The 22,542-nt window shown below is 68.9% G+C and carries 25 protein-coding genes; 13 read left to right on the forward strand and 12 right to left on the reverse strand.

Features of this window, described 5'->3' with window-relative positions; all coding sequences use genetic code 11:
• Positions 1-61: 61 nt before the first annotated feature.
• The 4 genes from ACFMRZ_RS07960 to ACFMRZ_RS07975 are packed head-to-tail and all read right to left on the reverse strand — an operon-like array spanning position 62 to position 5,097.
• Positions 62-1,219, reverse strand: a complete 1,158-nt coding sequence (locus ACFMRZ_RS07960; RefSeq protein WP_400178528.1) for a thiolase C-terminal domain-containing protein — start codon at positions 1,217-1,219, stop codon at positions 62-64.
• Positions 1,220-1,229: 10 nt separating this feature from the next.
• The gene (locus ACFMRZ_RS07965; RefSeq protein ID WP_400178529.1) at positions 1,230-2,405 is read right to left on the reverse strand and encodes an OB-fold domain-containing protein; all 1,176 of its coding nucleotides are present in this window, start codon (positions 2,403-2,405) and stop codon (positions 1,230-1,232) included.
• Positions 2,406-2,425: 20 nt separating this feature from the next.
• Entirely contained in the window at positions 2,426-3,634 is a 1,209-nt protein-coding gene (locus ACFMRZ_RS07970) for a CaiB/BaiF CoA transferase family protein (protein WP_400178530.1), read from the reverse strand.
• Positions 3,631-5,097: an aldehyde dehydrogenase family protein gene (locus ACFMRZ_RS07975; RefSeq protein WP_400178531.1), complete on the reverse strand. Its 1,467-nt coding sequence runs from the start codon at positions 5,095-5,097 to the stop codon at positions 3,631-3,633. Before ACFMRZ_RS07975 ends, ACFMRZ_RS07970 begins: the two co-directional genes overlap by 4 nt.
• Positions 5,098-5,391: 294 nt before the next feature.
• Between ACFMRZ_RS07975 and ACFMRZ_RS07980 the strand changes: the two genes are divergently transcribed.
• The 7 genes from ACFMRZ_RS07980 (at position 5,392) to ACFMRZ_RS08010 (ending at position 11,307) form a co-directional block, all read left to right on the forward strand.
• Entirely contained in the window at positions 5,392-6,099 is a 708-nt protein-coding gene (locus tag ACFMRZ_RS07980; RefSeq protein ID WP_280270586.1) for an SDR family NAD(P)-dependent oxidoreductase, read from the forward strand.
• A 40-nt stretch (positions 6,100-6,139) separates the two neighbouring features.
• Positions 6,140-6,334, forward strand: coding sequence for a ferredoxin (locus ACFMRZ_RS07985; protein WP_187688258.1), 195 nt, complete (start codon positions 6,140-6,142; stop codon positions 6,332-6,334).
• 136 nt (positions 6,335-6,470) lie between these two features.
• Positions 6,471-8,105: a thiolase C-terminal domain-containing protein gene (locus ACFMRZ_RS07990; protein WP_280270596.1), complete on the forward strand. Its 1,635-nt coding sequence runs from the start codon at positions 6,471-6,473 to the stop codon at positions 8,103-8,105.
• A 25-nt stretch (positions 8,106-8,130) separates the two neighbouring features.
• Positions 8,131-9,093 (forward strand): alpha/beta hydrolase, encoded by a 963-nt coding sequence (locus ACFMRZ_RS07995; protein WP_400178532.1) that lies wholly within the window; start codon positions 8,131-8,133, stop codon positions 9,091-9,093.
• Between the two features lie 5 nt (positions 9,094-9,098).
• The gene (locus ACFMRZ_RS08000; protein WP_400178533.1) at positions 9,099-9,614 is read left to right on the forward strand and encodes a DoxX family protein; all 516 of its coding nucleotides are present in this window, start codon (positions 9,099-9,101) and stop codon (positions 9,612-9,614) included.
• Entirely contained in the window at positions 9,614-10,432 is an 819-nt protein-coding gene (locus ACFMRZ_RS08005; RefSeq protein WP_280270589.1) for an NAD(P)-dependent oxidoreductase, read from the forward strand. The genes ACFMRZ_RS08000 and ACFMRZ_RS08005 overlap by 1 nt, the downstream gene beginning before the upstream one ends.
• Before the next feature lie 65 nt (positions 10,433-10,497).
• A complete protein-coding gene (locus ACFMRZ_RS08010; RefSeq protein ID WP_400178534.1) occupies positions 10,498-11,307 on the forward strand; it encodes an NAD(P)-dependent oxidoreductase in 810 nt (269 codons plus the stop codon).
• A 170-nt stretch (positions 11,308-11,477) separates the two neighbouring features.
• On the opposite strand, the gene ACFMRZ_RS08015 is transcribed toward ACFMRZ_RS08010, so the two are convergent.
• From ACFMRZ_RS08015 to ACFMRZ_RS08035, 5 genes are read right to left on the reverse strand one after another with little or no spacing between them, the layout of a single operon-like run.
• Positions 11,478-11,660, reverse strand: coding sequence for a hypothetical protein (locus ACFMRZ_RS08015; protein ID WP_400178535.1), 183 nt, complete (start codon positions 11,658-11,660; stop codon positions 11,478-11,480).
• A gap of 55 nt (positions 11,661-11,715) precedes the next feature.
• Positions 11,716-12,051, reverse strand: a complete 336-nt coding sequence (locus tag ACFMRZ_RS08020; protein ID WP_400178536.1) for a hypothetical protein — start codon at positions 12,049-12,051, stop codon at positions 11,716-11,718.
• A 53-nt stretch (positions 12,052-12,104) separates the two neighbouring features.
• Positions 12,105-12,779, reverse strand: coding sequence for an AAA family ATPase (locus tag ACFMRZ_RS08025; protein WP_400178537.1), 675 nt, complete (start codon positions 12,777-12,779; stop codon positions 12,105-12,107).
• Positions 12,776-13,399, reverse strand: a complete 624-nt coding sequence (locus ACFMRZ_RS08030; protein WP_400178538.1) for an exonuclease domain-containing protein — start codon at positions 13,397-13,399, stop codon at positions 12,776-12,778. The genes ACFMRZ_RS08025 and ACFMRZ_RS08030 overlap by 4 nt, the downstream gene beginning before the upstream one ends.
• Entirely contained in the window at positions 13,396-14,562 is a 1,167-nt protein-coding gene (locus ACFMRZ_RS08035) for a radical SAM protein (RefSeq protein ID WP_400178539.1), read from the reverse strand. The genes ACFMRZ_RS08030 and ACFMRZ_RS08035 overlap by 4 nt, the downstream gene beginning before the upstream one ends.
• A gap of 142 nt (positions 14,563-14,704) precedes the next feature.
• Between ACFMRZ_RS08035 and ACFMRZ_RS08040 the strand changes: the two genes are divergently transcribed.
• Positions 14,705-16,108 carry a helix-turn-helix transcriptional regulator gene (locus ACFMRZ_RS08040; RefSeq protein WP_400178540.1) on the forward strand — a complete coding sequence of 468 codons (1,404 nt, stop codon included), beginning with the start codon at positions 14,705-14,707 and terminating at the stop codon, positions 16,106-16,108.
• Positions 16,105-16,428, forward strand: a complete 324-nt coding sequence (locus ACFMRZ_RS08045; RefSeq protein WP_400178541.1) for a 4a-hydroxytetrahydrobiopterin dehydratase — start codon at positions 16,105-16,107, stop codon at positions 16,426-16,428. Before ACFMRZ_RS08040 ends, ACFMRZ_RS08045 begins: the two co-directional genes overlap by 4 nt.
• Before the next feature lie 34 nt (positions 16,429-16,462).
• Here the strand turns inward: ACFMRZ_RS08045 and ACFMRZ_RS08050 are convergent, their stop codons facing one another.
• From ACFMRZ_RS08050 to ACFMRZ_RS08060, 3 genes are read right to left on the reverse strand one after another with little or no spacing between them, the layout of a single operon-like run.
• Complete coding sequence (locus tag ACFMRZ_RS08050) at positions 16,463-16,693, reverse strand: HAD family hydrolase (RefSeq protein ID WP_280271247.1); 231 nt, start codon at positions 16,691-16,693, stop codon at positions 16,463-16,465.
• A gap of 11 nt (positions 16,694-16,704) precedes the next feature.
• Positions 16,705-16,893 (reverse strand): ferredoxin, encoded by a 189-nt coding sequence (locus ACFMRZ_RS08055; RefSeq protein WP_280271248.1) that lies wholly within the window; start codon positions 16,891-16,893, stop codon positions 16,705-16,707.
• Complete coding sequence (locus tag ACFMRZ_RS08060; RefSeq protein WP_280271249.1) at positions 16,890-18,185, reverse strand: cytochrome P450; 1,296 nt, start codon at positions 18,183-18,185, stop codon at positions 16,890-16,892. The genes ACFMRZ_RS08055 and ACFMRZ_RS08060 overlap by 4 nt, the downstream gene beginning before the upstream one ends.
• A gap of 145 nt (positions 18,186-18,330) precedes the next feature.
• Here ACFMRZ_RS08060 and ACFMRZ_RS08065 point away from each other — a divergent pair, with 145 nt between their 5' ends.
• From ACFMRZ_RS08065 to ACFMRZ_RS08080, 4 genes are read left to right on the forward strand one after another with little or no spacing between them, the layout of a single operon-like run.
• Entirely contained in the window at positions 18,331-19,470 is a 1,140-nt protein-coding gene (locus tag ACFMRZ_RS08065) for an acyl-CoA dehydrogenase family protein (protein ID WP_400178542.1), read from the forward strand.
• Between the two features lie 34 nt (positions 19,471-19,504).
• Complete coding sequence (locus ACFMRZ_RS08070; protein ID WP_400178543.1) at positions 19,505-20,755, forward strand: acyl-CoA dehydrogenase family protein; 1,251 nt, start codon at positions 19,505-19,507, stop codon at positions 20,753-20,755.
• 19 nt (positions 20,756-20,774) lie between these two features.
• Positions 20,775-21,689: an LLM class F420-dependent oxidoreductase gene (locus ACFMRZ_RS08075; RefSeq protein WP_400178544.1), complete on the forward strand. Its 915-nt coding sequence runs from the start codon at positions 20,775-20,777 to the stop codon at positions 21,687-21,689.
• Positions 21,686-22,540 carry an SDR family NAD(P)-dependent oxidoreductase gene (locus ACFMRZ_RS08080; RefSeq protein ID WP_400178545.1) on the forward strand — a complete coding sequence of 285 codons (855 nt, stop codon included), beginning with the start codon at positions 21,686-21,688 and terminating at the stop codon, positions 22,538-22,540. Before ACFMRZ_RS08075 ends, ACFMRZ_RS08080 begins: the two co-directional genes overlap by 4 nt.
• Positions 22,541-22,542 lie beyond the last annotated feature (2 nt).

The following is a 22,542-nucleotide window of genomic DNA, read 5'->3' on the forward strand; positions in this document are numbered from 1 at the left end:
CTCCCGTGTTGTGTCACCGCCCGAGGCGGCATAGGAAATTCCTATGCCGCCTCGGCCGGAATCAACGCGGGCCCTCCAGGATGGTCACCGCGGACACCGCGGTCGGGCCACCGAGGTTGTGCGCCAAGCCGATACGTGCGCCGTCGACCTGGTTGGCCGCGGTGCCGCGCAATTGTTCGAACAGTTCCACGCATTGGGCTACGCCTGTTGCGCCCGGCGGGTGGCCCTTGGATTTCAGGCCGCCGCTCGGATTGACGGGGAGGCTGCCGCCGATGGTGGTGACGCCCGCGTCCAGGAGTTTGTGTGCCTCGAAACGGTCGGCGAAACCCAGGTCCTCGTAGCTGATCAGCTCGATGCCGGTGAAGAAATCGTGGACCTCGGCGACGTCGATGTCGGAGGGGCGCAGGCCCGCCATGGTGAATGCCGCACGGGCCGCCCGGACCGTCGCCGGGAAGGTGGTCATGTCCCGCTTGTGCTGGTGCATCACCGAATCCAGGCCCAGCCCCACGCCGCGCACCCACACCGGGCGGTCGGTGTAGCGGTCCACCACGTCCTCGGCGGCCAGCACCAGGGCGGCCGCGCCGTCGCTCTGCGGGACGCAGTCGTAGACGCCGAGCGGGTCCGCCACGATCGGCGCCTGCAACGCCTGCTCCATGGTGATCTCGAAACGCAAGCGCGCCTTGGGGTTTCGCGCCCCGTGCCGATGGTTCTTCACCGCCACCATCGCCAGGTGCTCTCGGGTCGCGGGCGATTCGTAGAGGTAGCGGTTGACGTGCAGCGCGAAACCGGCGGGCCCGAACAGGCCCAGCTGATAGTCCCAGGCGGTGTCCCGCATCAGCATGCCCCACTCGCCGAGCAGGTCCTTCTGGGCGGTCTCGCGCAGCTTGTCCGCGCCGATCACCAGCGCCACGTCCACCGCGCCGGAGGCGATCGCGAACAGCGCATTGCGTACCGCGTCATTGCCTGTGGCACAGGAGTTTTCGATATGGGTGACGGGCAGCTCGGGCAGGCTCAGCGCGTCGGCGAGCACACCCGAGGGCGGGCCGTCGGTGGTGCCCATGGCCCCGAACCAGGCGGCCTGCAGGTCGCCCGGCCGCAGGCCCTTGTCGACGGTGGCCGCGCATTCCGCGAAGGCCATCGGCAGCAGGTCCTTGATCCCGAGCGCGAAGTGCTCGGCGAACGGCGTCATCCCCGCACCGACGATGGCTACCTTGCGCATGCCGACTCCCTCACTTCGACTCTCCCGCCGGTTCGAAGGCATAGCCGTAGTCCGGCACGCCGGAGCGCACCGCCACCCGGCGCAGCACCATGCGCCCGCGGGCGCCGATGCCGACGCTCCCGGGATCGGCGCCGGTCACCTTGGCCAGCGCCCGCACACCCACGTCGTCGAGTTCCACCAGGACCAGCGAATACGGGCTGCGCGAGCCGGGCACGGGGATGCGCACGGTCGTCTCCGCGTAGACGGTGCCGGTGCGCGGCAACGGCACCAGCGTGTAGTCGGTACTCAGCGTGCCGTCGGGACCGAGCCGGTAGCGCGGCGGGAAATCCAATTCCCCACCGTCGCCGTGCCGTCCGGCCTCCCAGCGCACCTTGGCCTCGAACGCCCGCTCGTAGGCGGCCAGCGAGATCGGCAGATCCCCGCCGGGGATGTACTCGCCCGCGGGCAACGCCCGCGCGACCGGTTCGCTGCGCCGCACCGCGGTCGGCCCGGCGACCACCGTGACCCCGGACAGGTTTGCCTGCTCCACCCCCACCAGCAACCCGGCCTCGCCCCGCTCACCCATCCAGGCCAGCGCGAACAGCCCGGAGCTGGCGCCCAGCGTGGGCAGCCGCGGCGGCGTAAGACTATGCGCCGCAGCCTGTTTGTGGTCGACCCCCGCGACCGCCACGGGAGTGTCGAGCCACGCCGCCGACAGCGACGCCACCAGCCCGCGCTCGCGCAGCAGCCGCGGATCGCCGTAATCATGGACCGTGCCGACCGCGTTGCGCGTCCGGGCGGGCAGGCTGCGCGCGACCCGGGAGGCGATCCGGACCTGCAGGCCCTCCCGCTCGGACACCCAGGCCGCCGCGGCGCCCGCGGGCTCCACGTCGACACCGATGACGAGCGTGCGCGGACGCGCCGAACTCAGCGCGTCCAGCGTCGCCGGGGCGCCGCCCAGCCGCTCGATCACCTCCAGCTCCGGATCCAGCCCCAGACCGGCCAGCAGCACCGCCGCATTGCTGCTGTCCACCAGCGGCAGGTCCCGGCTGACCAGCACCACGCGTTCCACCGGCACGCCGCCCGCCAGCGCCGCCCGCCCGGCCTCGACCGCCAGCGTCACGGCGTCCTCGTCGTCACCGGTCACGCGGCTGTCCCGGCTGCCCCAGCAGGGCAGGTACGTCCCCATCGACGCGATGTAGGGCATCGGTGCCTCCTTCACCCGTCCTAGGCGACCGCGCCGGCGGCCTTCAGGGCGATGATGCGGTCCCAGTCCAGCCCGAGTTCGAGCAGCACCTCCTCGGTCTGGGCCGCGAACTCGGGCCCGGGCCGCAGCTCCGGCGCGTGCACGTCGAACTGCACCGGACTGGAGACCAGCTCCATGTGGCCCGCGTCGAGCAGATATTCGTTCGCGCGGATCTGTGCGTCGGCGGTCACCTGCTGCGAATCCTGCACCGGCGCCCACGGTCCGGCGAGGGTGGCGAAGCGCTCGGTCCACTCGGCCAGCGTCCGCTTCCCGATCACCTCGCGCAGGATCTGCACCGCGTCGGCGGTGTGCTCGGCGATCTTCGCGGTGTCGGCGAAGCGCGGGTCGTCGGCCAGTTCCGGCCGATCAATGTGGCGGCACACGTCGGCCCAGAACTTGGCCGGTTGCAGCATCACGAACGACAGGTACCGGTCGTCGGAGGTGGCGTACAGCCCCGACAGCGGGTTGGTGGGCGCACCGTGCGTGCCGGGCACCGGCGCCACCATCGGCTTGTCCTGATACGCCGACAGCGCGACCGTGTGGCCGATGGACCACAGGCCGCTGCCGAGCAGCGACACGTCGACGATCGAGGGTTCCCCCGTCCGTTCCCGCTTCACCAGCGCGGCCGCGATGCCGCCCGCGAGATTGGTGCCGGAGATGGTGTCGCCGAACGCCGGTCCGGGCGGCGAGATCATGCCCTCGGTGCCCGGCGGGGTGACCGTGGCCGCCACGCCGCCGCGACACCAGAACGCGGTCATGTCGTACCCGCCGCGATCGGATTCGAGGCCGCGCGGACCCAGCGCGCTGCCGCGGGCGTAGATGATGCCCGGGTTCACCGTGCGGATGTCGTCCACGTCGATGCCGAACTTGGCGCGGGCCTGCGGCAGAAAACTGGTGAGGAACACATCCGCGCGCCGCGCCAGGTCGTAGATCACCTCGCGGCCCTCGGCCACCGACATGTCCACACCGATGCTGCGCTTGCCCCGATTGGCATGCTCCACATTGGGATTCGGGTCGCCCTCGATCTTGAACGCGCCCACCTGGCGCAGCCCGCGCTGCGGGTCGCCGGTGACGGCGTGCTCGACCTTGATCACATCCGCGCCCCAGTCCGACAGCACGGCGCCCGCGGACGGGACGAAACCGTACATCGCGACCTCGAGCACCCGGATGCCCTCCAGCGGTTTGCTCACGACACCACCTCCGCCAGCGTCTTGTGCTCCAGGAATTCCTCCAGCCCGAGCCGGCCCATCTCGCGTCCGATGCCCGACTGTTTGTAGCCGCCGAACGGGGCGTCGGGGTGGAAGTAGTTGCCGCCGTTGACACTCATCGTGCCGGTGCGGATGCGCCGGGCCACCGCCTTGGCGCGGTCGGCGTCGGCGCCGAACACCGCGCCCGACAGTCCGTAGATGGAGTTGTTGGCGATCCGCACGGCATCGTCGTCGTCGGTGTAGGAGATCAGTGCGAGCACCGGCCCGAACACCTCCTCCTGCGCGATCTCGCTGTCCGGGTCGACGTTCGACAGCAGGGTGGGCTTGTAGAAGTAGCCCGGGTCGACCTTCTCCCCGCCGGTGACGAGGGTGGCGCCCGCGGCGACCGCGCGCTGCACCAGGCCGTCGACCTTGTCGCGCTGGCGTTCGCTGATCAGCGGGCCCATATAGGTTTTCGGATCGCTGGGATCGCCGTAGGTCACGTAGCCGAGGGTGGCGGCGATCAGTTCGGCCACCTTGTCGTGGTCCTGCCGCGGCACCAGGACCCGGGTGGTCAGCGCGCAGCCCTGTCCCGCGTGGCTGGCGATGCTGAACGCCGCGAACTGAGCGGCCTTGGTGTAGTCGGCGTCGTCGAGCAGGATCATCGCCGATTTGCCGCCCAGCTCCAGGAACACCTTCTTCAGCGTCGCGCTGGCGGCGGCCATGATCTGCCTGCCCACGGGGGTGGAGCCGGTGAAGGTGACGACGTCGACGTCCGGGTGCGTGGTCATCCGCTTGCCGACCTCGATGTCGGAGCCCGACAGGACGTTCACCACGCCGGCGGGAATGTCGGTGTGGTTCGCGATGATCTCGCCCAGCGCCAGGGTGGCCAGCGGGGTGTCGGGCGCGCCCTTGAGCACCACGGTGCACCCGGCCGCCAGCGACGGCGCGAGCTTGGCCAGCGCGAGCTGATGCGGATAGTTGTAGGCGGCGATGGCGGCCACGACGCCGGCCGCCTCCTTCTCCACCCAGCGGTGGTGCTGCTGGCCGCGGACCTCGACGTCGCCGAGATCCTCGGTCCACGGGTAGTCCGCCAGCAATCCGGCGTAGTAGCGCACGATCTCGAACGGCGTCTCGAGTTGATTGCCGTGCGTGAGCATGCGGGTGGCGCCGACCTCCGCGATCGTCAGCTCCCGCAGTTCCTCCACGTTGTCGCGCAGGGCCTGGTACAGCTGGTTCAGGCAGTGCGCCCGGAACTGCGGGTTCGTCGGCCAGTCGGTGGTGTCGAAGGCCCGCCGCGCCGCGGCGACCGCCGCGTCCACCTCGGCCACCCCCGCCTCCGGCGCGTGTCCGTACACCGCGCCCGTCGCGGGATCGAGCGAGGCGAGCGTGCGGCCGGTCTCGACCAGCTGCCCATCGATCAGCAGCCGCCGCGTGACCGCTAGCGCCTGTTCCTGCGTTGACATCCCGTCTCCTCGCCGATCTGTGGAAACTTCATTCTCGATATCAGAGAATGTAACATTCGTAGCCCAGGGCCGTAACAACTCGCCACAATCCGGTGCGCTGCGCGAATTCTCGGGACCGGCGCGAATGCCGGGGCGGCCGAGCGGCCCGGCGCGCGACCCTTGCGGACTCAATCGCGACGAGAGTACGGTTCTCATACTTGGAAGGGAGATTCTTGTGCTCGAGACTACACGCACTCTCGTGACGGGGGCGCCGAGTCGCCCGGCGCGTATCCGGATCACCGGGAAGGGGCGCGCGTGAAGACGGCAGTGGTCACCGGCGGCGCCTCGGGCATCGGCCTCGGCATCGCACAGCGGTTGCGCAGCGACGGATTCCACGTCGCCGCATTGGATCTGAATCCGTCCACCGACGACGATTTCGCCTTCCGGGCCGACGTCACCGACCCCGAGGAGATCGCCGCGGCGCTGACCGACATCCGCGCCAAACTCGGTCCGGTAACCGTGCTCGTGAACGCGGCGGGCGTGGACGGATTCAAGCGGTTCCAGAACATCTCCTTCCCCGAGTGGCAGCGCGTGATCGACGTCAACCTCCACGGCGTCTTCCACTGCGTGCAGGCGGTGCTGCCGGACATGCTGGCGGCGAGCTGGGGACGCATCGTCAACATCTCCTCCTCCAGCACGCACTCCGGCCAGCCGTTCATGTCGCACTACGTGTCGGCCAAGTCGGCGGTCAACGGCCTCACCAAGGCGCTGGCGCTGGAACTCGGGCCGTCGGGCATCACGGTGAACGCCGTCCCGCCCGGGTTCATCGACACCCCGATGCTGCGCCGCTCCGAAGAGGCGCGCCGGCTCGGCGGCTCGGTCGAGGACCACATCCAGCGCACGCCGGTCCGGCGCGTCGGCACGCCCGCCGATATCGCGGCGGCCTGCGCGTTCCTCATCTCCGAGGAGGCCGGCTACATCACCGGCCAGATCATCGGCGTCAACGGCGGGCGCAACACCTGAGCCCGCCACCACCGCTGTCACATCCGAGAGGAAGTACGTCGTGAAGGTCCATGTCGATCAGGAACGCTGCCAAGGGCACACGCTGTGCGCGATGATCGCCCCGAAGTCGTTCGAACTGAGCGAGATCGACGGCCATTCGTCCCCGGTCGACGAATCGGTCCCCGACGACCAGCGCGAGCAGGTGCGCGAGGCCGTGCACTCGTGCCCCGAACGCGCGATCTCGATCGCCGAATAGCCGGACACCACACAGCATCCGGCGACCACGGCCGCGGCGGCGCTCCGTCCCGGCCGCGGCGTCGGCTGCGACATCACGAGGAGGCGCTGTGGCCGAGCAGACACCTGCATCGCGGGCCGAGCCGTCCGGGCGGCCACTGCCCCTGCTCACCCCGGACACCGAATTCTTCTGGACCGCGGGCGCCGACGGCACGCTGCGGATCCAGGAGTGCCGGTCCTGCGCGGCGCTGATCCATCCGCCGCAGCCGCTGTGCCGCTACTGCCGCGGGCACGACCTGGGCGTGCGGGAGGTGTCCGGCGCGGCCGTGCTGTCGAGTTTCACGGTGAATCACCGGTTCTCGGTACCCGGACTCCCCGCGCCCTACGTGGTGGCGCAGGTCGCGCTGGTGGAGGATCCGCGAGTTCGCTTGACCACCAACATCATCGACGCCAACCCCGACGAGCTGGCGCTCGGGATGCGGCTGGAGGTGGTGTTCCGGCAGGACGACGACGTCTGGCTGCCGCTGTTCCGGCCCGCCGCCGAGCAGCCCACGCCCGACGCGCTGCCGGTGGACGAGATCGACCCCGCCCGGTTCGCCGAGCACGTGCGGCCGATGATCCGCCAGGACAAGTTCGAGGACAAGGTGGCGCTCACCGGGATCGGCATGTCCCGGCTGGGCCGACGACTGATGGTGCCGCCGCTGGAACTGACCGTGGAGGCGTGCGAGCGTGCCGTCGCCGACGCCGGGCTGACCCTCGACGACATCGACGGTCTCGCCTCCTATCCGGGCGGCGGCAATCTGGGCGGGTTCGGCGAGGGCGGCATCACCGCCCTCGAGGCCGCCCTCGGGCTGCGGCCCACCTGGCACAACGGCGGCATCGAGACCTTCGGTCCGGGCGGCTCGGTGATCGCCGCGATGACGGCGGTGGCGGCCGGGCTGGCGCGGCACGTGCTGTGCTTCCGCACGCTGTGGGAGGCGACGTTCAACGAGCTGATGAAGACCGGCCGGATCAAGCCCTCCGGCGGGCGCACCACCAGCTGGATGATGCCCTTCGGCGCCACCTCCGCCGCGCACACCCTGGCGCAGAACGCGCAGCGGCACTTCCATCGCTATGGCACCACCCGCGAGACGCTCGGCTGGATCGCGCTGAACCAGCGCGCCAACGCCGAGCTGGAACCCACTGCGGTGTACCGGGATCCGCTCACCATGGACGACTACCTCACCGCCCGGACCATCACCACCCCGTTCGGTCTCTACGACTGCGACGTGCCCTGCGACGGCGCCATCGCGGTGATCGTCTCGGCGAAGGACGCCGCGCAGGATCTCGCGGTGCCGCCGGTGCTGGTGGAGGCCGTGGGCACCCAGATCGTCGAGCGCATCGAGTGGGATCAGAGCACGCTGACCCACGAGCCGCAGGTCCTCGGGCCCGCCGCGCACCTGTGGAGCCGGACCACGCTGCGCCCCGCCGACGTCGACGTCGCCGAACTCTACGACGGCTTCACCTTCAACTGCCTGTCCTGGATCGAGGCGCTCGGATTCTGCGGCATCGGCGAGGCCAAGGACTTCCTCGACGGCGGCAAGGCCATCGCCCGCGACGGCACCATCCCGGTCAACACGCACGGCGGCCAGCTCTCGCACGGCCGCACGCACGGCATGGGCCTGCTGCACGAGGCGGTGGTGCAGTTGCGCGGCAGCGCGGGCCCGCGACAGGTCGACGGCGCCCGGGTCGCGGTCGTGTCCAGCGGCGGGCTCACGCCCGGCGGCGCGATCCTGCTGCGGACGCAATCCTGAACGCCGGGAACGCGAGCGGCGCGCGATGACTCTCACCCAGACCGACCTGCTGCCCTCCGACGACGGCGCACCCGAAGCGGTGGTCGCCGACGTCGACGGCATCCCGGTGTCGGGATTGCTGGCCGAAGCGCCGTCGCCGCGCGCGGTTCTGGTCGCACTGCACGGAGGCGCCACCACCTCCGCGTACTTCGACTGCCCGGGACATCCCGAACTCTCGCTGCTGCGCACCGCCCGGCGACTGGGATACACGGTACTGGCCCTGGACCGACCCGGCTACGGGAGTTCGGGTCCGTTCGCGGACCGGCTCACCCGGCCGGAGCGCCGCGTCGGCCTGATGCACGGCGGTATCGAGGCCCACCTCGGCGACCGGCCCCGTGGCGCGGGCATATTCCTGCTGGCGCACTCGGCCGGATGCGAACTCGCCCTGCGGATGTCGGCCGAAGACGACCGCGGCCGCGCGCTGCTCGGTGTCGAGCTGGCGGGCAGCGGGCGGCGGCATCATCCGGAAGCCCAGCGCATACTCTGGAGCCCGCGGCCGCCCGGCGCCCGGCCGCCGGGACTCGGCGCGCTGCTGTGGCATCCCGACCGGCTGTATCCCCCGGACCTGGTGGGCGGCGCGGCCATCGGCGTGCCCGGCCCGAAACTGGAGGCTGCGGCCATCACCGATTGGCCCGACCGCGAACTCCCCCGGCTGGCCGGCCTGGTGCGAATTCCGGTGCGCTGGACCGCGGGTGACCACGAGACGGTGTGGCGCAACGATCCCGAGGAACTCGCCGGGATCGCGGGACTGTTCCACGCGGCGCCGCGGGTGGTAGTCAATCTACAGCCGAACACCGGGCACAACATCAGCCTGGGGTACACGGCGGCGGCGTACCACCTGAAGCTGCTCTCCTTCGTCGAGGAGTGCGTGGTGGCCGCCGCGACCGGTGAATTCTCCGGTCCCACACGACAATTCGACGGCGGCGCGCAGACGCCGCCAGGGAGGTGAGGCACATGGAGGTCGGCGATGTAGCGCTGTTGCTGCTGCGACTGGTCGTGGGCGGCACGATGATCGCGCACGGCGTCAATCACTGGATCGGCGGCGGCAAGATCGCGGGCACGGGTCGCTGGTTCGCCTCGCTCGGGCTGCGCAACGGCGTGCTCCAGGCGTGGCTGAGTGTGCTCACCGAGGTGGCGGCCGGTGCGCTGCTGGCGCTCGGTCTGCTCACCCCGTTCGCCGCGGCGGCGATCGTGTCCGTGATGCTGGTCGCCGCTCTGCTGGCGCACCGGCGCAACGGATTCTTCGTGATGAACGAGGGTTACGAGTACGTGCTGGTGCTGGCGGTCGTCGCGGTGGCGCTCGGTCTGCTGGGGCCGGGATGGCTGTCGGTGGACCATGCCGCGGGCATCGAGATCACCGGGTGGGCCGGTGGCGGTATCGCGCTGATCCTGGGCGTGCTGGCGACGGCCGGGCTGCTCGCCGTGTTCTACCGCCCCGCCCCCGCGACTACGAAGGACGAGGTGCGCTGATGCGAGTCGGATTCATCGGATTGGGCAGTCAGGGCGGGCCGATGGCGCGCCGCATCGCCGAGAGCGGGCACCCCACCACGCTGTGGGCGCGGCGCGCGGCGTCGCTGGAACCCTTCGCCGACACCCCGGCCACCACGGCCGACTCCCCCGCCGCACTGGCCGCGCGGAGCGACCTGGTGTGCCTGTGCGTGGTCGGCGACGACGACGTGCGGGAGGTGCTCACCGGCGCGAACGGCGTGCTGGCCGGAATCGCCGCGGGATCGATCGTCGCGGTGCACTCCACCGTGCATCCCGAGACCTGCCGCGAGCTGGCGAAAGTTGCTGCCGCGCAGGGCGTCTCGCTCATCGACGCGCCGGTCAGCGGCGGCGGTATGGCGGCCGAGGCGGGGACGCTGCTGGTGATGATCGGCGGGGACGCCGAGGCGGTCGAACGCAGTCGGCCGGTGTTCGAGACCTACGCGAACCCGATCGTGCACCTCGGCGAGGTCGGGGCGGGGCAGACCACCAAGCTGCTCAACAACCTGCTGTTCACCGCGAATCTGGCGACCGCCGAGAGCACCCTGCGGCTGGCCGAGTCACTGGGCATCAGCTCCGACCGCCTCGGCGAGGTGATCACGCACGGCACCGCGAACAGCTTCGCCCTGGGCCGCGTCGTCTCCGCCGGCGGCAACCTCGACCGGCTCGCCGCACACGCCGGAGATCTGCTCCGCAAGGACGTCGGCCTGGTCGCCGATCTGGCCGACGCCGCGGGCGTGCCACCGGGAACCGTCCTCGACGCCGCCGACGCCACCTTGGCCCTCATGCACCGCACGCGCTGAAGGGAATTCGCGATGCCTTACCGCCACCCCCGCTGCGGCGGGCCATATTCGCCGCGGGGGTCGCGGTGCTGATCGGGTTCGCGGGGGCCGGGCGCATGGGCCGCCCCATGATCGAGCGGCTGGCGGGGGCCGGGCATACGGTGCGGGCGGTGGGCCGGTCGGCCGAGAGTCGTTCGGCGCTGGGCGAACTCGGTGCCGAGCCGGTCGAAACCGTCGCCGCGGCCGCCGAGGGCGCGAACGTGTTCGTGGTCTGCGTATTCAGCGACGAGCAGGTGCGCGAGGTGTGTCTGGACGGCCCGGTGCTGTCCGCCCTGCCGCGCGGCGCGGTGCTCGTCGTGCACACCACCGGCAGCCCGGATACCGTGGCCGCCATCGCCGACGCGGCACGACCGCACGACCTCGAGGTGGTGGACGCGCCGGTGAGCGGCGGCCCGCACAATATCGCGGCGGGACAACTCACCGTCTTCGCGGGCGGGACCGACGCGGCAGTGCATCGCGCCCGAGAAGTGTTGTCCGCCTACGCCGATCCGGTGCTGCACGTCGGCCCACTGGGCTCCGGCCAGCGCGTCAAACTGGTCAACAACACCCTGTTCGCCGCCCAAATCGGCCTCGTCGCCGACGCCATACGCCTCGGCAGCCAGCTCGGACTCGACGAATCGACTTTGCTCGACGCCCTGCCACACGCCAGCAGCAGCGGCCGCGCCCTGGCAAGCATCGCCGCCAAGGGCGCCGTCGACATCTTCCGCACCTCGGTCGGCGAATTCCTCGGCAAAGACATCGCAGTAGCCCGCACCCTCGCCGCCGAACTCGGCGCGGATTTGGGAATCCTGAACGCCGCCATCACCATCGGGCTGCCCGCAACAGACCAGACATAAGAACCGCGAACCAGCCGCTCATCCAGCACGAGCAGCACAGCCCACCTCATCCAGCGGCAGGACCTATAGAGGTTGAAGTCCTCATGTCGTGGTCCGCACCCTCGCCATCCCGCGCATGAAACAACCGCATGCTGGGCCATTCCGCATCATCGAAAGAATTGGAAAAGTACTCAGGAATTCAACCAGCTCTCGACGTCGTCCAATGTCGCGGCCGAATGGATCGGTTCGCCGTCGTCGATGTCGAGCAGAATCCAGGCGTATGGCGAGCCGGAACCGCGCACCAGCCCGTAGCCCGCTCGTGTGGCCCGCTTGATGAGCACTCGCACTCGCGCCGATTCCGGATCGGGGTCCACCACAATACCTTTCGAAGTCAGATAGGTTCGGGAACTGCTCACGCCCTTCCGAGGCTCATCGTTTGCCGTCGCTATCTGCGCTCGACGTAGGTAGCGCCAGCTCGGAGAGTCTGTCCAACACCTCACGCAACGTTTGCCGCGTCGGCCCGGCGCCCGTGGGTGATTCGCAATCCAATGGCGGAAACGGCAGTCCTCGTGCGGCGGCGCGCTCCCGCGGGGCCAATGTCTGTGGCGCGAGTCGCCCTGCCTCCACAAGCGTGTGGTAGGCCGCTGTTTTCCATACGCAGCGATCGACCCGACAGGCAAGATGTAGCCGCATCTGCTCGTGTGCCAACGCGATATCGGCGTAGTCGCAGATCTGCGGCGGCGTCACGATCATGGTTTCATCCATTTCCCGGCTGGATATATGGTGCTGTGGGTCTGATTGTGCTGCTTGCATTTTCATCACCGCCGCAAACCGTCAGATTGATGGTTCTGGGAAATTTCCGTGTATGCGGTCGCCCTGGTCGGGCCGGATATCGCGTCGTTACCCAGCTGTTCGGCAACGAAGCCGACGGCCAGAGTTAGCGCTGCGTCGTGCCCGTCAGCGGCGAGAGGCAGCCACGGTAGCGCCAGCTCCGCCAGTACCTCGCCGACGTGGCGGTCGGCGAGTTTCCGGAACTGGTGATTGGCATCGCGGGTCTTGTTGGTGCCCAACGGAATATCGGGGTCGAGCTGGGTACGGAAGATCAGGTTGTAGCGGTGGCCGTGGTCACGGGCCAGAGTCTCCAGATACGCCCATCCCGCCCGGTCGGCCGCCTCGCCGCGGTACGCGAGGGCGGCCCGGTAGTAGCCCAGCGCGTCGGGGACGGCGCGGTCGACCAGCACGACATCCCCGTGTAGCCATGCTTCGAGTTCATTGCTGATGCCTCTGGTCACGATCCATAACGTCGAGGTCCAGGTGTGGTTCCACAGGATCGGCATACCCATCCGCTGGGCTTGCTCGCCCAGGTCCGCGACCGTGGCGACTTGCAAACCGGTCCGGCGCAGTTCGTGGGCCAGCCGGGCCAGGAAGGTGCTCTTGCCAGTGGAATGCGTGCCGACCACCGCGATGGTGACCGGTTGATCGTTGCTGCTCACCACAATCCCCCTTCTGGTTCGGGTGTGGGCAAGAAGTCGGACAGACCTGCCGCCGACACCAGAGCCGGCCAGTCCAGATCGCCGTCGGTGATCAACGCGCACAGCAGTTGCCAGGCCGCCCAGGTGTCATGACCAGCGCGGTGGTAGCCCTGGTCGGCTACGGCTGTGGTATCGAGTTGGCCGCGGTCGATGAGCTTGTCCAAGGCATAGGAGGGCAGACCCTGCCACACCGATTTCGCCAGCCGCAGCGTGTCGAGTATCAGCGGCGGATTCCAGTTGGGCAGATGCGCCGTGAGGACCTTCCGCTCGACTGTCGCGTTGTGGGCTATCAGCACCCGCCCGCACAGTGCCTCATCGATCTCCTCGGCAATCTCGTGCCACCGTGGACATTCGGCGAGATCAGCGTTCGTGATCCCGTGAACCTTGCGAGTCACGATCGTCGTCACGGGCTGCTGCGGCTGAATCAGCCACGACCGCAACGCATCCGCCATCGTCGGCCCGTCCACCAACAGCACCGCGATTTCGATGATCTCGGGCGGGCTCTGCCCGTTACCCTCCACATCGACCACGGCCAACTGCCGATCGCGCAAGGCGGTCGGAAACGGAAGTGGCTTCGTCATAGCGGCGTGTTCTCCCTCGTTGTAGGCCAGCCGAGATCGGCGCGGCCATGTCGATGGTCATGGTGGGGTTTGTCGATGTCGTGCACCTGGTAACCGAGACCGTGCTGCATGAAGTAGCGGCGCTGTTCATCCAACCCCGACACCGCGACAGCGCGGTCGTTGATCCGTACGAGGGTGCCGCCCAACACCGCGGTCTCTTCGGCGACATGCCGTTGCTCCGGCAGTTGCCACGCCTGTGCGCACCGTCGCAGCTGCGCGGCCGGGCAGATGTCGCACAGTTCCCGGATGCCGTAATGGCCGTTGTAGTCTGCGACGCCGTGCGCGTAGGCAACCGCGCAACTGGTCTTGCGGAACAACGGGGAACCGGGTCGATTCCTATCGGCGGCATCGAGAATCCGCCGTTCCAGCGCCTCGGGGAACACCTTGCGCCGCGCCCCTTCCGGATAGGGTTCCGGCAGCCCGTTCGCGCGGTAGTAGTCGCGGATCTGGTCTTTGAAGAACAACCCGGTGAACACCGTCGCGTGTGCGTGCCGGCTCAGGGCGAGCGCGCGGCGCAGATGCTCATCGGAGTCGTTGAGGCCCGGCACGATCGGCCGCCAATACAGCACCACCCGATACCGGTCGGCCTGCTCGAACGCCGTCGCCAGCGACCGCGCCGCGATCGCCGAGTCCACCGGCTCGATCCGCGCGTCATCGATACCCGAATATGTCACCAGCACAGTGACTTTCAGATTCTCGATCGAGTTCAACACCACGCAGTCCTCGGGTTCGATCCGCCACCGGGTGATCACGAGAACGTGGTTGGTCAACCCGCGCGCATCCAGCAGCCTCAACATGTTGAGCGTGTGCTGCTTGACCCTCGGCAACATCGGATCGGTAGCCCGATTCAGCAGCTGAATCGGAGTGACGTGCGGCCGGAAGTATTGATGCCCCGTCAGCAGGCCGGCGGCCTCCTCGTCGTCCATCAACGCACGCGGGACCTTCATGGCGAAGTTATCGAACAAATGCCGCACGCAGTAACCGCAATCCAGCGGACACCCGACGATCCAGTTCAGACTCAAACCGGACTTGCGGTACTCGATCACGTCCAGCAACTCGGGCCGCATCCCTACTCGCTGTTCAGCGGCCAGCAGCGGAACGCCGTGGCGGGTCGTTGTCGTCATGGCTTGCGGCCTCCCACTCGATTCCGGGCGACCGGTTCCGCGGTGCCCACATCCAGCAAAATGCCCCTCCAGACAGGCAAGAAAGGTGGCAAGTCGGCCGAAAGCTGGCTTGCCACCCCGTGCGATGGGTCAGAATGAAATCATGAGGGGGACTCCGAACGACCCGGCGGATCAACCAGAACGGCAGCTGGCACACGTTGCCGACGAATTGGCGCGCGAAATCAAACGACTGCGACTCGAGGCAGGGCTCAGCCAGCGCGCCCTGGCAGCCAGGGTTGGCTATTCACGCCAGTACGTCTCAATGACGGAGTGGGAAGACGCCACTCTCCCCTCACAAGAATTAGTCTCGGCGCTCGATACCGCACTCAGCGCCAACGGCGCCCTGATCGCTCTCCGCACCCGGGCCAACGCCGATGTGCAAACGAAGCGGCACTCTCGCACGAGCGCATCTGCTGTGCTGGAAGAGTCCGAAGACCCCCTCCGACCTTCTCCGCGTGGGCTCGTACCATCGGGCGGTTCAGGCGTGCAAGAGGTCAATGAAGTGAGACGACGTGATTTCGGGACCGCGATCGCGGGGCTGCCTATCCTTGCCATAGGCGACATGACGCTCGAAAAGACGTTGGCGCACGTGGGGGCCGTGACTGGCAACCATGTAGCACCAGAACTGGTTGATTACTTCCGAACCCAGCTCACCGGGCACTACACGGCGGACATGTATTTGGGACCCCTCTATCTCATCCCGACCGTACGATCCCAAACGGAGCTGATCACAGTCCTGGCAAGCGAAGCTGAGGGACCCGTACGCCGTGGTCTTCTCGAAACCGGCACCGCGTACGCCGCTCTGCTCGGCTGGCTGTATCAGGACGCTGGCGACCTGGCCGCCTCCGCGAGATGGCGGGTAACCAGCCTGTCTCTCGCGCATCGCTGCGGCGACCCGCAGATGGTCTCTTACGCACTTTCCAACATGGCGATGCTCGCCGTCGACCACGGCGACGGTCGGGCAGTAATCGATTACGCTCAAGCCGCTCTCGCCGCCGGACAGGAATTGTCCCCTAAGGCCCGCGCGATAGCCATCCAGCACCAGGCGCAAGGCCACGCTCTACTCGGTGACCGCGTCACCGCAGACGGACTTCTCGATGACCTCGCCTCCCTGATCGGCCGCGTCGATGACGAGCATCCATGGGGAAACGCGTGTCGCCGCACCCCACACCATGTCGAAGTGCAGCGGGCGGCCTCCTACGCCCGCACTGGCGACACACGGGACGCCGCCGCTGCTGTTGCTTTGTGGGATGAGGTCATCGACTCGATACCGGAGTCTGCCCGCCGCGACAAAGCGGTGTTCCGCGCCCGGCAGGCCACTGCGCTCGCGAAAATCCCGGACCCCGATCGAGCTGTATGGGCGGCGTCCGAAGCGACCGGTGCGGTGATCGTCACGGGGTCGGCCCGGCTGCGCAGCGAACTGAAAGCCCTTCCCTCCCATGCTCTTGCCTGGCAGAACACCTCTGCCGGACAAGAACTGCGAACCCTGATTGGATCGATTGCATGACCCCAGTGCCGCTGAACGACAACGAGATCGCCAGCCGCCTTGAAGCACTACCCGGGTGGAAGCGTGACGGAGATGAGATCACGCGCACCTTCGCCCATACCTATCACGAGTGCGTGCACCTGGCGGTGTACGTCGCGGCGAAGGCTCGCGAGGTCGGTCACCACCCCGACATGCTGATCACCTGGGAGCGGATCGAGTTCCGAATTACGACCCACGATGTCGGGCGGAAACTGACCGAGCTGGACTTCGACCTCGCACGAGATATCGACCGGACCGCAGCAGCCAGTGGGGCGACTCCAATTACACCAGACCACCTTTAGATACAGGTGCTGGACTGCACACCGGCGCAACATCTCACGTATCTACCACGTCGGTCACTGAGCGCTCGATTACCCCAGTCACGGTCGAGAGCACCGTATCTGTATCCAGGCGATCCAGGGCGGCATCGGGCGAATGCCGCTCCAGTTCGTTACGGGAAATCCTGTGTGCGATAGCGATAGCTTGGAAACCGGCGTGACGTGCACAAGCGATATCGTTCGGAGCATCACCGATGACGACAGTCCGACTCCTCCCGGCCGGACCCACCCCGGCACCGCTTACTCGATCACGATGGCCCGTTCCGGGCAGGCCTGTTCCGCGTCCCGGACCGCCTGCTCGTACTGCTCGGGCACATCGGTGACGGTGACCTCGGCGTAGCCGTAGTCGGTCAGCTCGAACACCTCGGGGCACAGTCCGAGGCAGACGCCGTGGCCGCGGCATCGGTCGTCGTCGATGGTGACCTTCATCGCGCTTTCTCCTCGAGGTCGAACGTCAGGTGCAGTGAGGTGAGCCCGCGCAGGATGAAAGTCGGCAGATAGTGGAATTTGCGGGCGTCGGCCGGTCCGTGCACGCTCTCGTCGATCCGCAGTTCGGCGGTGCGCTCCAGCAGGCGCTCGATCGCCACGCGGGCCTCCGCGCGCGCCAGCGGCGCACCCGGACAGGTGTGCACGCCGCGGCCGAAAGCCAAGTGCTGGCGGGCATTCGAACGGCTCGCCTCGAACGTGGTGGGGTCGTCGAAGCGGCGCGGGTCCCGGTTGGCCGCGCCGTTGACCACCATCAGCACCGTACCCACCGGCACCTCGGTCCCGCCGACCGTGGTCGGCACCTTGGCCAGCCGGAAGTCGCCCTTCACCGGACTCTCCATCCGCAGCGACTCCTCGATGAAGTTCTGGATCCGGCTGCGGTCCTCGCGCAGATACTGCTGGATGTCGGGACGCTCGGCCAGCAGCTTCAGCGCGGAGCTGAGCAGCCGCACGGTGGTCTCCTGCCCGGCGGAGAACAGATTGGCCGCCACCCGCACGACATCGATGACCTCCGGCTGCCGCCCGTCGGGGAACGTCGCGGTCGCCATACTGGTCAGCACGTCACCTTTCGGATTGGCGCGCCGGTCTTCGACATACGAGGAGAAGCGGGCGTACAGGAACTCGATCGGGTTGTGCGACATGCCTTCCCCGTCGGTGCTGCCGACGCTGGACCCCTCCCGGTGCGGATCCCGTTGCAGCGCTTGCAGGAATTCCTCCTGGTCGGCCTCCGGCACACCCAGCAGGTCCGCGATCACGTACAGCGTGAACGGACCGGCGAAATCCCGGATGACATCGCCCCCGCCGCCGGCCAGGTACTGGTCCAGCAGCCGATCGGCGATCTCCCACATCGCCGCCTCGTTCTCCTTGAGGCGCTTGGGAGTGATCAGCCGCATCAACAGGGCGCGGTGGTCGGTGTGCACCGGCGGATCGAGAGTCGGCAGCTGGTCGCTCATCGGCAGCGAGTCACGGTGCTCGGCGATCAGCGCGTTCACGTCGGAGGTCTCGTCCAGCGGCACCGGAAAGCCGGGGAACGGCCCGGTCACCGAGACGCACGAGGAGAATCGATCGACGTCGTTGTAGACCTCGAGCGCCTCGTCGTACCCGGTCACCATCATCACGTCGTGGTGCTTCTCGCGGGTGACGGGGCATTGCGCGCGCAACGCGTCGAAATACGGATACGGATCGTCGACCAGTTCCCGTCCGAGGAAGAAGTCCAGCTCTTCGAAGTTTTTCACGACTCGACGGTTCCCTTCGACACTCCGGCCGGAACACCGCCCGACCCACGTTGCCAGTTGACTTCCACGATTGAGAATATGACTCTCATCTGTGAGTATGAGATTTCCACAAGTCTAGCTCGGCGTCAACCAGAGGACCGGCACAATGCCCCACGACCCCACCGCGGACCAGCGGTTCTTCCAAACGACCACGCGTGATTTCCTCGCCGACACGATGCCCGTGAGCACCGTCCGCGCGCTCGGCGAGGCGGGGACCGGCTTCGACCGCCACTGGTGGCGGCGCGGCGCGGAATTGGGCTGGACGGCCATGCTGGCGCCCGAAAGCCTCGGCGGCGGAACGATTTCCGGTCGGCCGATGACCGAACTGGCCCTGATCGCCACCGAACTGGGCCGAGCGTGCGCACCGGGGCCGTTCGTCACCACCAACGCCGTGCTCGCGGGCCTGGCCTCGGCCGCGAGCGCGCACTCCGAGGCCGTGACCGCCGTGCTCACCGGTACCGAGGTGGCGACCTGGGCGATCTACGAGCCCGGCCGCGGCTTTCCGCCCCTGAATATCGACCCGATGGGCACCCGAGCCGCACCCGACGGCACCGGCTACCGGCTCACAGGAGTGAAGGATCGGGTCGAGTCCGCCGATCAGGCCGACCTGTTCCTGGTCACGGCGAGCAGTCCGCAGGGACCGGTGCAGGTGCTGGTGCGCGCCGATGCCCCCGGAGTCACGGTAACCCCGGGCTGGACCCTGGACCTGGTCCGGCGCACCGCCCGGGTGACGTTCGACGACGTCGCGATCACCGCCGACGCGGTGGTGCACACGGGAGACGACACCGCACCCGCCGTCCGCGCACAGGCGCTCACCGCCGCCACGCTCACCGCGGCGGAAATGGTCGGCGCCACCGATCGCGCGCTGGACGCCACGCTGGGCTGGCTGTCCGATCGCTACACCTTCGGCCGCCCGCTGTCCTCCTACCAGGCACTCAAACACCGCATGGCCGACAACAAGACCTGGCTGGAGGCGTGCCGGGCCACCTCGACCGCCGCCGCCGCGGCCTGGGACGACGACGCACCGGCCACCGAAGAGACCGTCAGCATCGCGAAATCCTATGTGGGAGCGAAGACTCCGGTGATCACCCAGGACTGCGTGCAGTTGCACGGCGGCATCGGCGTCACGTGGGAGCACGACCTGCACCTGTACCTGCGCCGGATCACCCTCGGCCGGGCGCTGTACGGCACGCCGGAGGAACACCACCGCCACATCACCGACCTGCTCGACACCGCGGCCGCCTGAGCCGCACCCCGACACCCCGAAAGGCAGCGTTGCCATGGCCATCGACCTGGAGCCCGCCACCGAACTGGAGCCCGTCGCCGAATTCCGCGCCCGCGCCCGCGACTGGTTGCGCGACAACCTGCCGCCCCCGCCCCCCGGACATGTCGAGTCCTACACCGAGGAGGCGTGGAACCGGGCCCGGGAATTGCAGCGCATCCTGTACGACGGCGGTTTCGCCGGGATCTGCTTCCCCGCCGAGTACGGCGGGCAGGGCTTGTCACCGGCGCATCAGCTGGCCTTCACCGAGGAGTCGATCCCCTACGAGATGCCGCTGCTGCTGAACGTGCCGACGCTGGCCATCTGCGCGGCCACCCTGCTCGATCTCGGCACCGAGGAGCAGAAGCGCGCCCATCTGCCGGCCGTGCTGCGCGGCGAGGAGATTTTGGTGCAGTTCCTGTCCGAGCCGCGGGGCGGATCGGATCTCGCCGGGCTCACCACCCGCGCCGACCGCGACGGCGAGCGCTGGATTCTCAACGGCTCCAAGATCTGGAGTTCCGGCGCGTACGCCGCCGACTACGGACTCTGCCTGGCCCGCACCAACTGGGACGTGCCCAAGCACCGCGGGCTCACCCTGTTCCTGGTGCCCGTGCACGCCGAGGGCGTCACGGTGCAGCGGATCAAACAGGTGACCGGTTCGACCGAGTTCTGCCAGGAGTTCTTCGACGACGTGGCACTGCCGCCCGAAGCGGTGCTCGGCCAGGTCGACGCGGGCTGGGAGGCGGCCTCGCAGCTGCTGGGCCACGAGCGGGCCGCGCTGGGCGGCACCTCGCCCTACACCAGCGGCGCCCGCCCGCACCTGGGCGGCGAGGCAGACCAGCTCGTCCAACTCGCCCGTGCCACCGGGCAATTCGACGATCAGCGCACCCGCGAGGACATCGGCGCGGCGCGCGCCATGAACGTCGTGCGCGACCAGCTCATCGACCACGTCACGGCCGCGATCACCAGCGGCGCGCTACCGCCCGCGGCGGGCGCCATCACGCGGCTGTTCAGCGCCGAGAACGCCTGGCTGCAAATCGATACGGCGGTGCGCATCGCCGGACCGACGGCCGCGACGCACGCGCCCGGCGATCCGGCCGACACCGCGCAGGTCGGTCTGGACTACCTGTTCCGGGCGGCCTGGGGCCTGGCCGGAGGCAGTACCGAGATGGCGCGCAATGTGATCAGCGAGCGCGTGCTCGGTATGCCGCGCGAGTACGCCGCCGATCGCAACGTGCCGTTCAACCAGGTCGAACACGGCCGACGCTGACGAAAGACGGGCACCCACAATGCGATTCATCTTCCATTACCCCGAATCCGCGGGCTACGAGGGCGATCTGCTCGACGCCGGGCCGCTACCGGAGGTCGCGGCCGCGGCCGAGCAGTACGGTTTCGACGCGATCTCGCTCAGTGAGCATCCGGCGCCGGGCGCGCGCTGGCTGGGCGCGGGCGGGCATCAGACGCTGGACCCGTTCGTCGCCCTGGCCTTCGCGGCGGCCGCGACCGAGCGGCTGCGGTTGCTCACCTACCTGTCGGTCGCGCCGTACCGCAATCCGATGCTGCTGGCGAAGACGGCCGCCACCCTCGACAAGCTGTCCGGCGGGCGAATGCTGCTCGGGCTCGGCGCGGGCTACCAGAAGAGTGAATTCCACGCCCTGGGAGTCGATTTCGACGAGCGCAACGCCCTGTTCGACGAGGCGCTCGAGGTGCTGCCCCGGCATTGGAGCGGCGAGCCGTTCAGCTATGCGGGCCGCCACTTCAACGCCCGCGACGTGGTGGCCCGGCCGCGGCCGGTGCAGCGGCCCATCCCGATGTGGGTCGGCGGCAACTCCGCGCTCAGCCGCCGCCGGGTCACCACGCACGCGCAGGGGTGGATCCCGATGACCGGCGGCGCGGAACTCAGCACGACCGCGCGCACCCCGGCCCTCGGCACCCTCGCGGACGTCGGCCGCGCCATCGCGAAGATCCGCTCGGACGCCGCGGCGGCCGGGCGCACCGACCACATCGACCTGGTCTACTCGTATCAGGGTGCGGGACTGGAGAATCCGGACCTCGACGCCGACCGGCACCGCGCGGCGCTGGCGGCGGCGGCCGAGGCGGGCGTCGACTGGGTGGTGGTCTCGCACCGGACCCGCGACTACCGGGCCACCCTCGATTTCATCGCCGCCTTCGGCGACACCTACCTCGGCAAGGCGGCGTCGTGAACTGGTTCGAGCAGCGGGCGGGTCTGAACGGCACGGTGGCCGTGGTGACCGGCGGCGCCGGCGGCCTCGGGCGCGCGATCGCGACCGACCTCGCCGCCAACGGGGTACGAATCGCGGTGCTGGACAAGGACTCCGAGGCCGCCGAGACACTGGGACGCGAGTTGGCCACGGACGGCCACGACGCGCTGGTCCAGCTCGGCGACGCCCGCGACCCGGCGACGCTGGAGTCGTTCTTCGACGCGGTGGACGCGCGCTGGGGCCGGGTGGACACGCTGGTCAATGTGGTCGGCGGCACGTTCCGCGCCCCGTTCACCGAGACGACGCCCAAGGGTTGGGACGCGCTGATCCGCGCCAATCTGGGCACCGTGCTGCACGCCTGCGCGCTGGCCGTGCCCCGGATGCGGGCGGGTGGGCGCGGCGGCAGCATCGTCAATATCACCACGATCGAAGCCCACCGCGCCGCACCGGGTTTCGCCGTCTACGCGGCCGCCAAGGCGGGCGTGGAGCAGTTCGCCCGCACCCTCGCCGTGGAGGTCGCCCCGGACGGCATCCGGGTCAACAATGTGGCGCCGGACTACGTCCCCACGCCGAGCCTGGCCCGGATGCCGCACTCCGACAACGCCTTACACGATCCGGCGGGCGTCCGCGTCGCCATCCCGATGGGCCGGGTGGGCGCGGCCACCGACATCTCGCACTGCGTGGTGTTCCTGGCGTCGGGCCTGTCGGCCTACCTCACCGGCACCACCCTGCACCCCGACGGCGGCACCTACGCCTCCTCGGGCTGGTTCAACTGGCCCCAGGAAGGCTGGGCCAACCACGCGCCCCTTCGCCTGCTCCGCGAGCAAGACTGAGC

Origin of the sequence: Nocardia sp. N2S4-5, assembly GCF_044628355.1 — a bacterium.
Classification (GTDB): domain Bacteria; phylum Actinomycetota; class Actinomycetes; order Mycobacteriales; family Mycobacteriaceae; genus Nocardia; species Nocardia wallacei_B.

Excerpts from the sequence above, each read along its gene's own strand:
- ACFMRZ_RS07960 (WP_400178528.1), bottom strand. The coding sequence starts at position 1,219 with ATGCGCAAGGTAGCCATCGTCGGTGCGGGGATGACGCCGTTCGCCGAG.
- ACFMRZ_RS07965 (WP_400178529.1), bottom strand. The coding sequence starts at position 2,405 with ATGCCCTACATCGCGTCGATGGGGACGTACCTGCCCTGCTGGGGCAGC.
- ACFMRZ_RS07975 (WP_400178531.1), bottom strand. The coding sequence starts at position 5,097 with ATGTCAACGCAGGAACAGGCGCTAGCGGTCACGCGGCGGCTGCTGATC.
- ACFMRZ_RS07995 (WP_400178532.1), top strand. The coding sequence starts at position 8,131 with ATGACTCTCACCCAGACCGACCTGCTGCCCTCCGACGACGGCGCACCC.
- ACFMRZ_RS08000 (WP_400178533.1), top strand. The coding sequence starts at position 9,099 with ATGGAGGTCGGCGATGTAGCGCTGTTGCTGCTGCGACTGGTCGTGGGC.
- ACFMRZ_RS08005 (WP_280270589.1), top strand. The coding sequence starts at position 9,614 with ATGCGAGTCGGATTCATCGGATTGGGCAGTCAGGGCGGGCCGATGGCG.
- ACFMRZ_RS08020 (WP_400178536.1), bottom strand. The coding sequence starts at position 12,051 with ATGGATGAAACCATGATCGTGACGCCGCCGCAGATCTGCGACTACGCC.
- ACFMRZ_RS08030 (WP_400178538.1), bottom strand. The coding sequence starts at position 13,399 with ATGACGAAGCCACTTCCGTTTCCGACCGCCTTGCGCGATCGGCAGTTG.
- ACFMRZ_RS08035 (WP_400178539.1), bottom strand. The coding sequence starts at position 14,562 with ATGACGACAACGACCCGCCACGGCGTTCCGCTGCTGGCCGCTGAACAG.
- ACFMRZ_RS08040 (WP_400178540.1), top strand. The coding sequence starts at position 14,705 with ATGAGGGGGACTCCGAACGACCCGGCGGATCAACCAGAACGGCAGCTG.
- ACFMRZ_RS08045 (WP_400178541.1), top strand. The coding sequence starts at position 16,105 with ATGACCCCAGTGCCGCTGAACGACAACGAGATCGCCAGCCGCCTTGAA.
- ACFMRZ_RS08055 (WP_280271248.1), bottom strand. The coding sequence starts at position 16,893 with ATGAAGGTCACCATCGACGACGACCGATGCCGCGGCCACGGCGTCTGC.
- ACFMRZ_RS08065 (WP_400178542.1), top strand. The coding sequence starts at position 18,331 with ATGCCCCACGACCCCACCGCGGACCAGCGGTTCTTCCAAACGACCACG.
- ACFMRZ_RS08070 (WP_400178543.1), top strand. The coding sequence starts at position 19,505 with ATGGCCATCGACCTGGAGCCCGCCACCGAACTGGAGCCCGTCGCCGAA.
- ACFMRZ_RS08075 (WP_400178544.1), top strand. The coding sequence starts at position 20,775 with ATGCGATTCATCTTCCATTACCCCGAATCCGCGGGCTACGAGGGCGAT.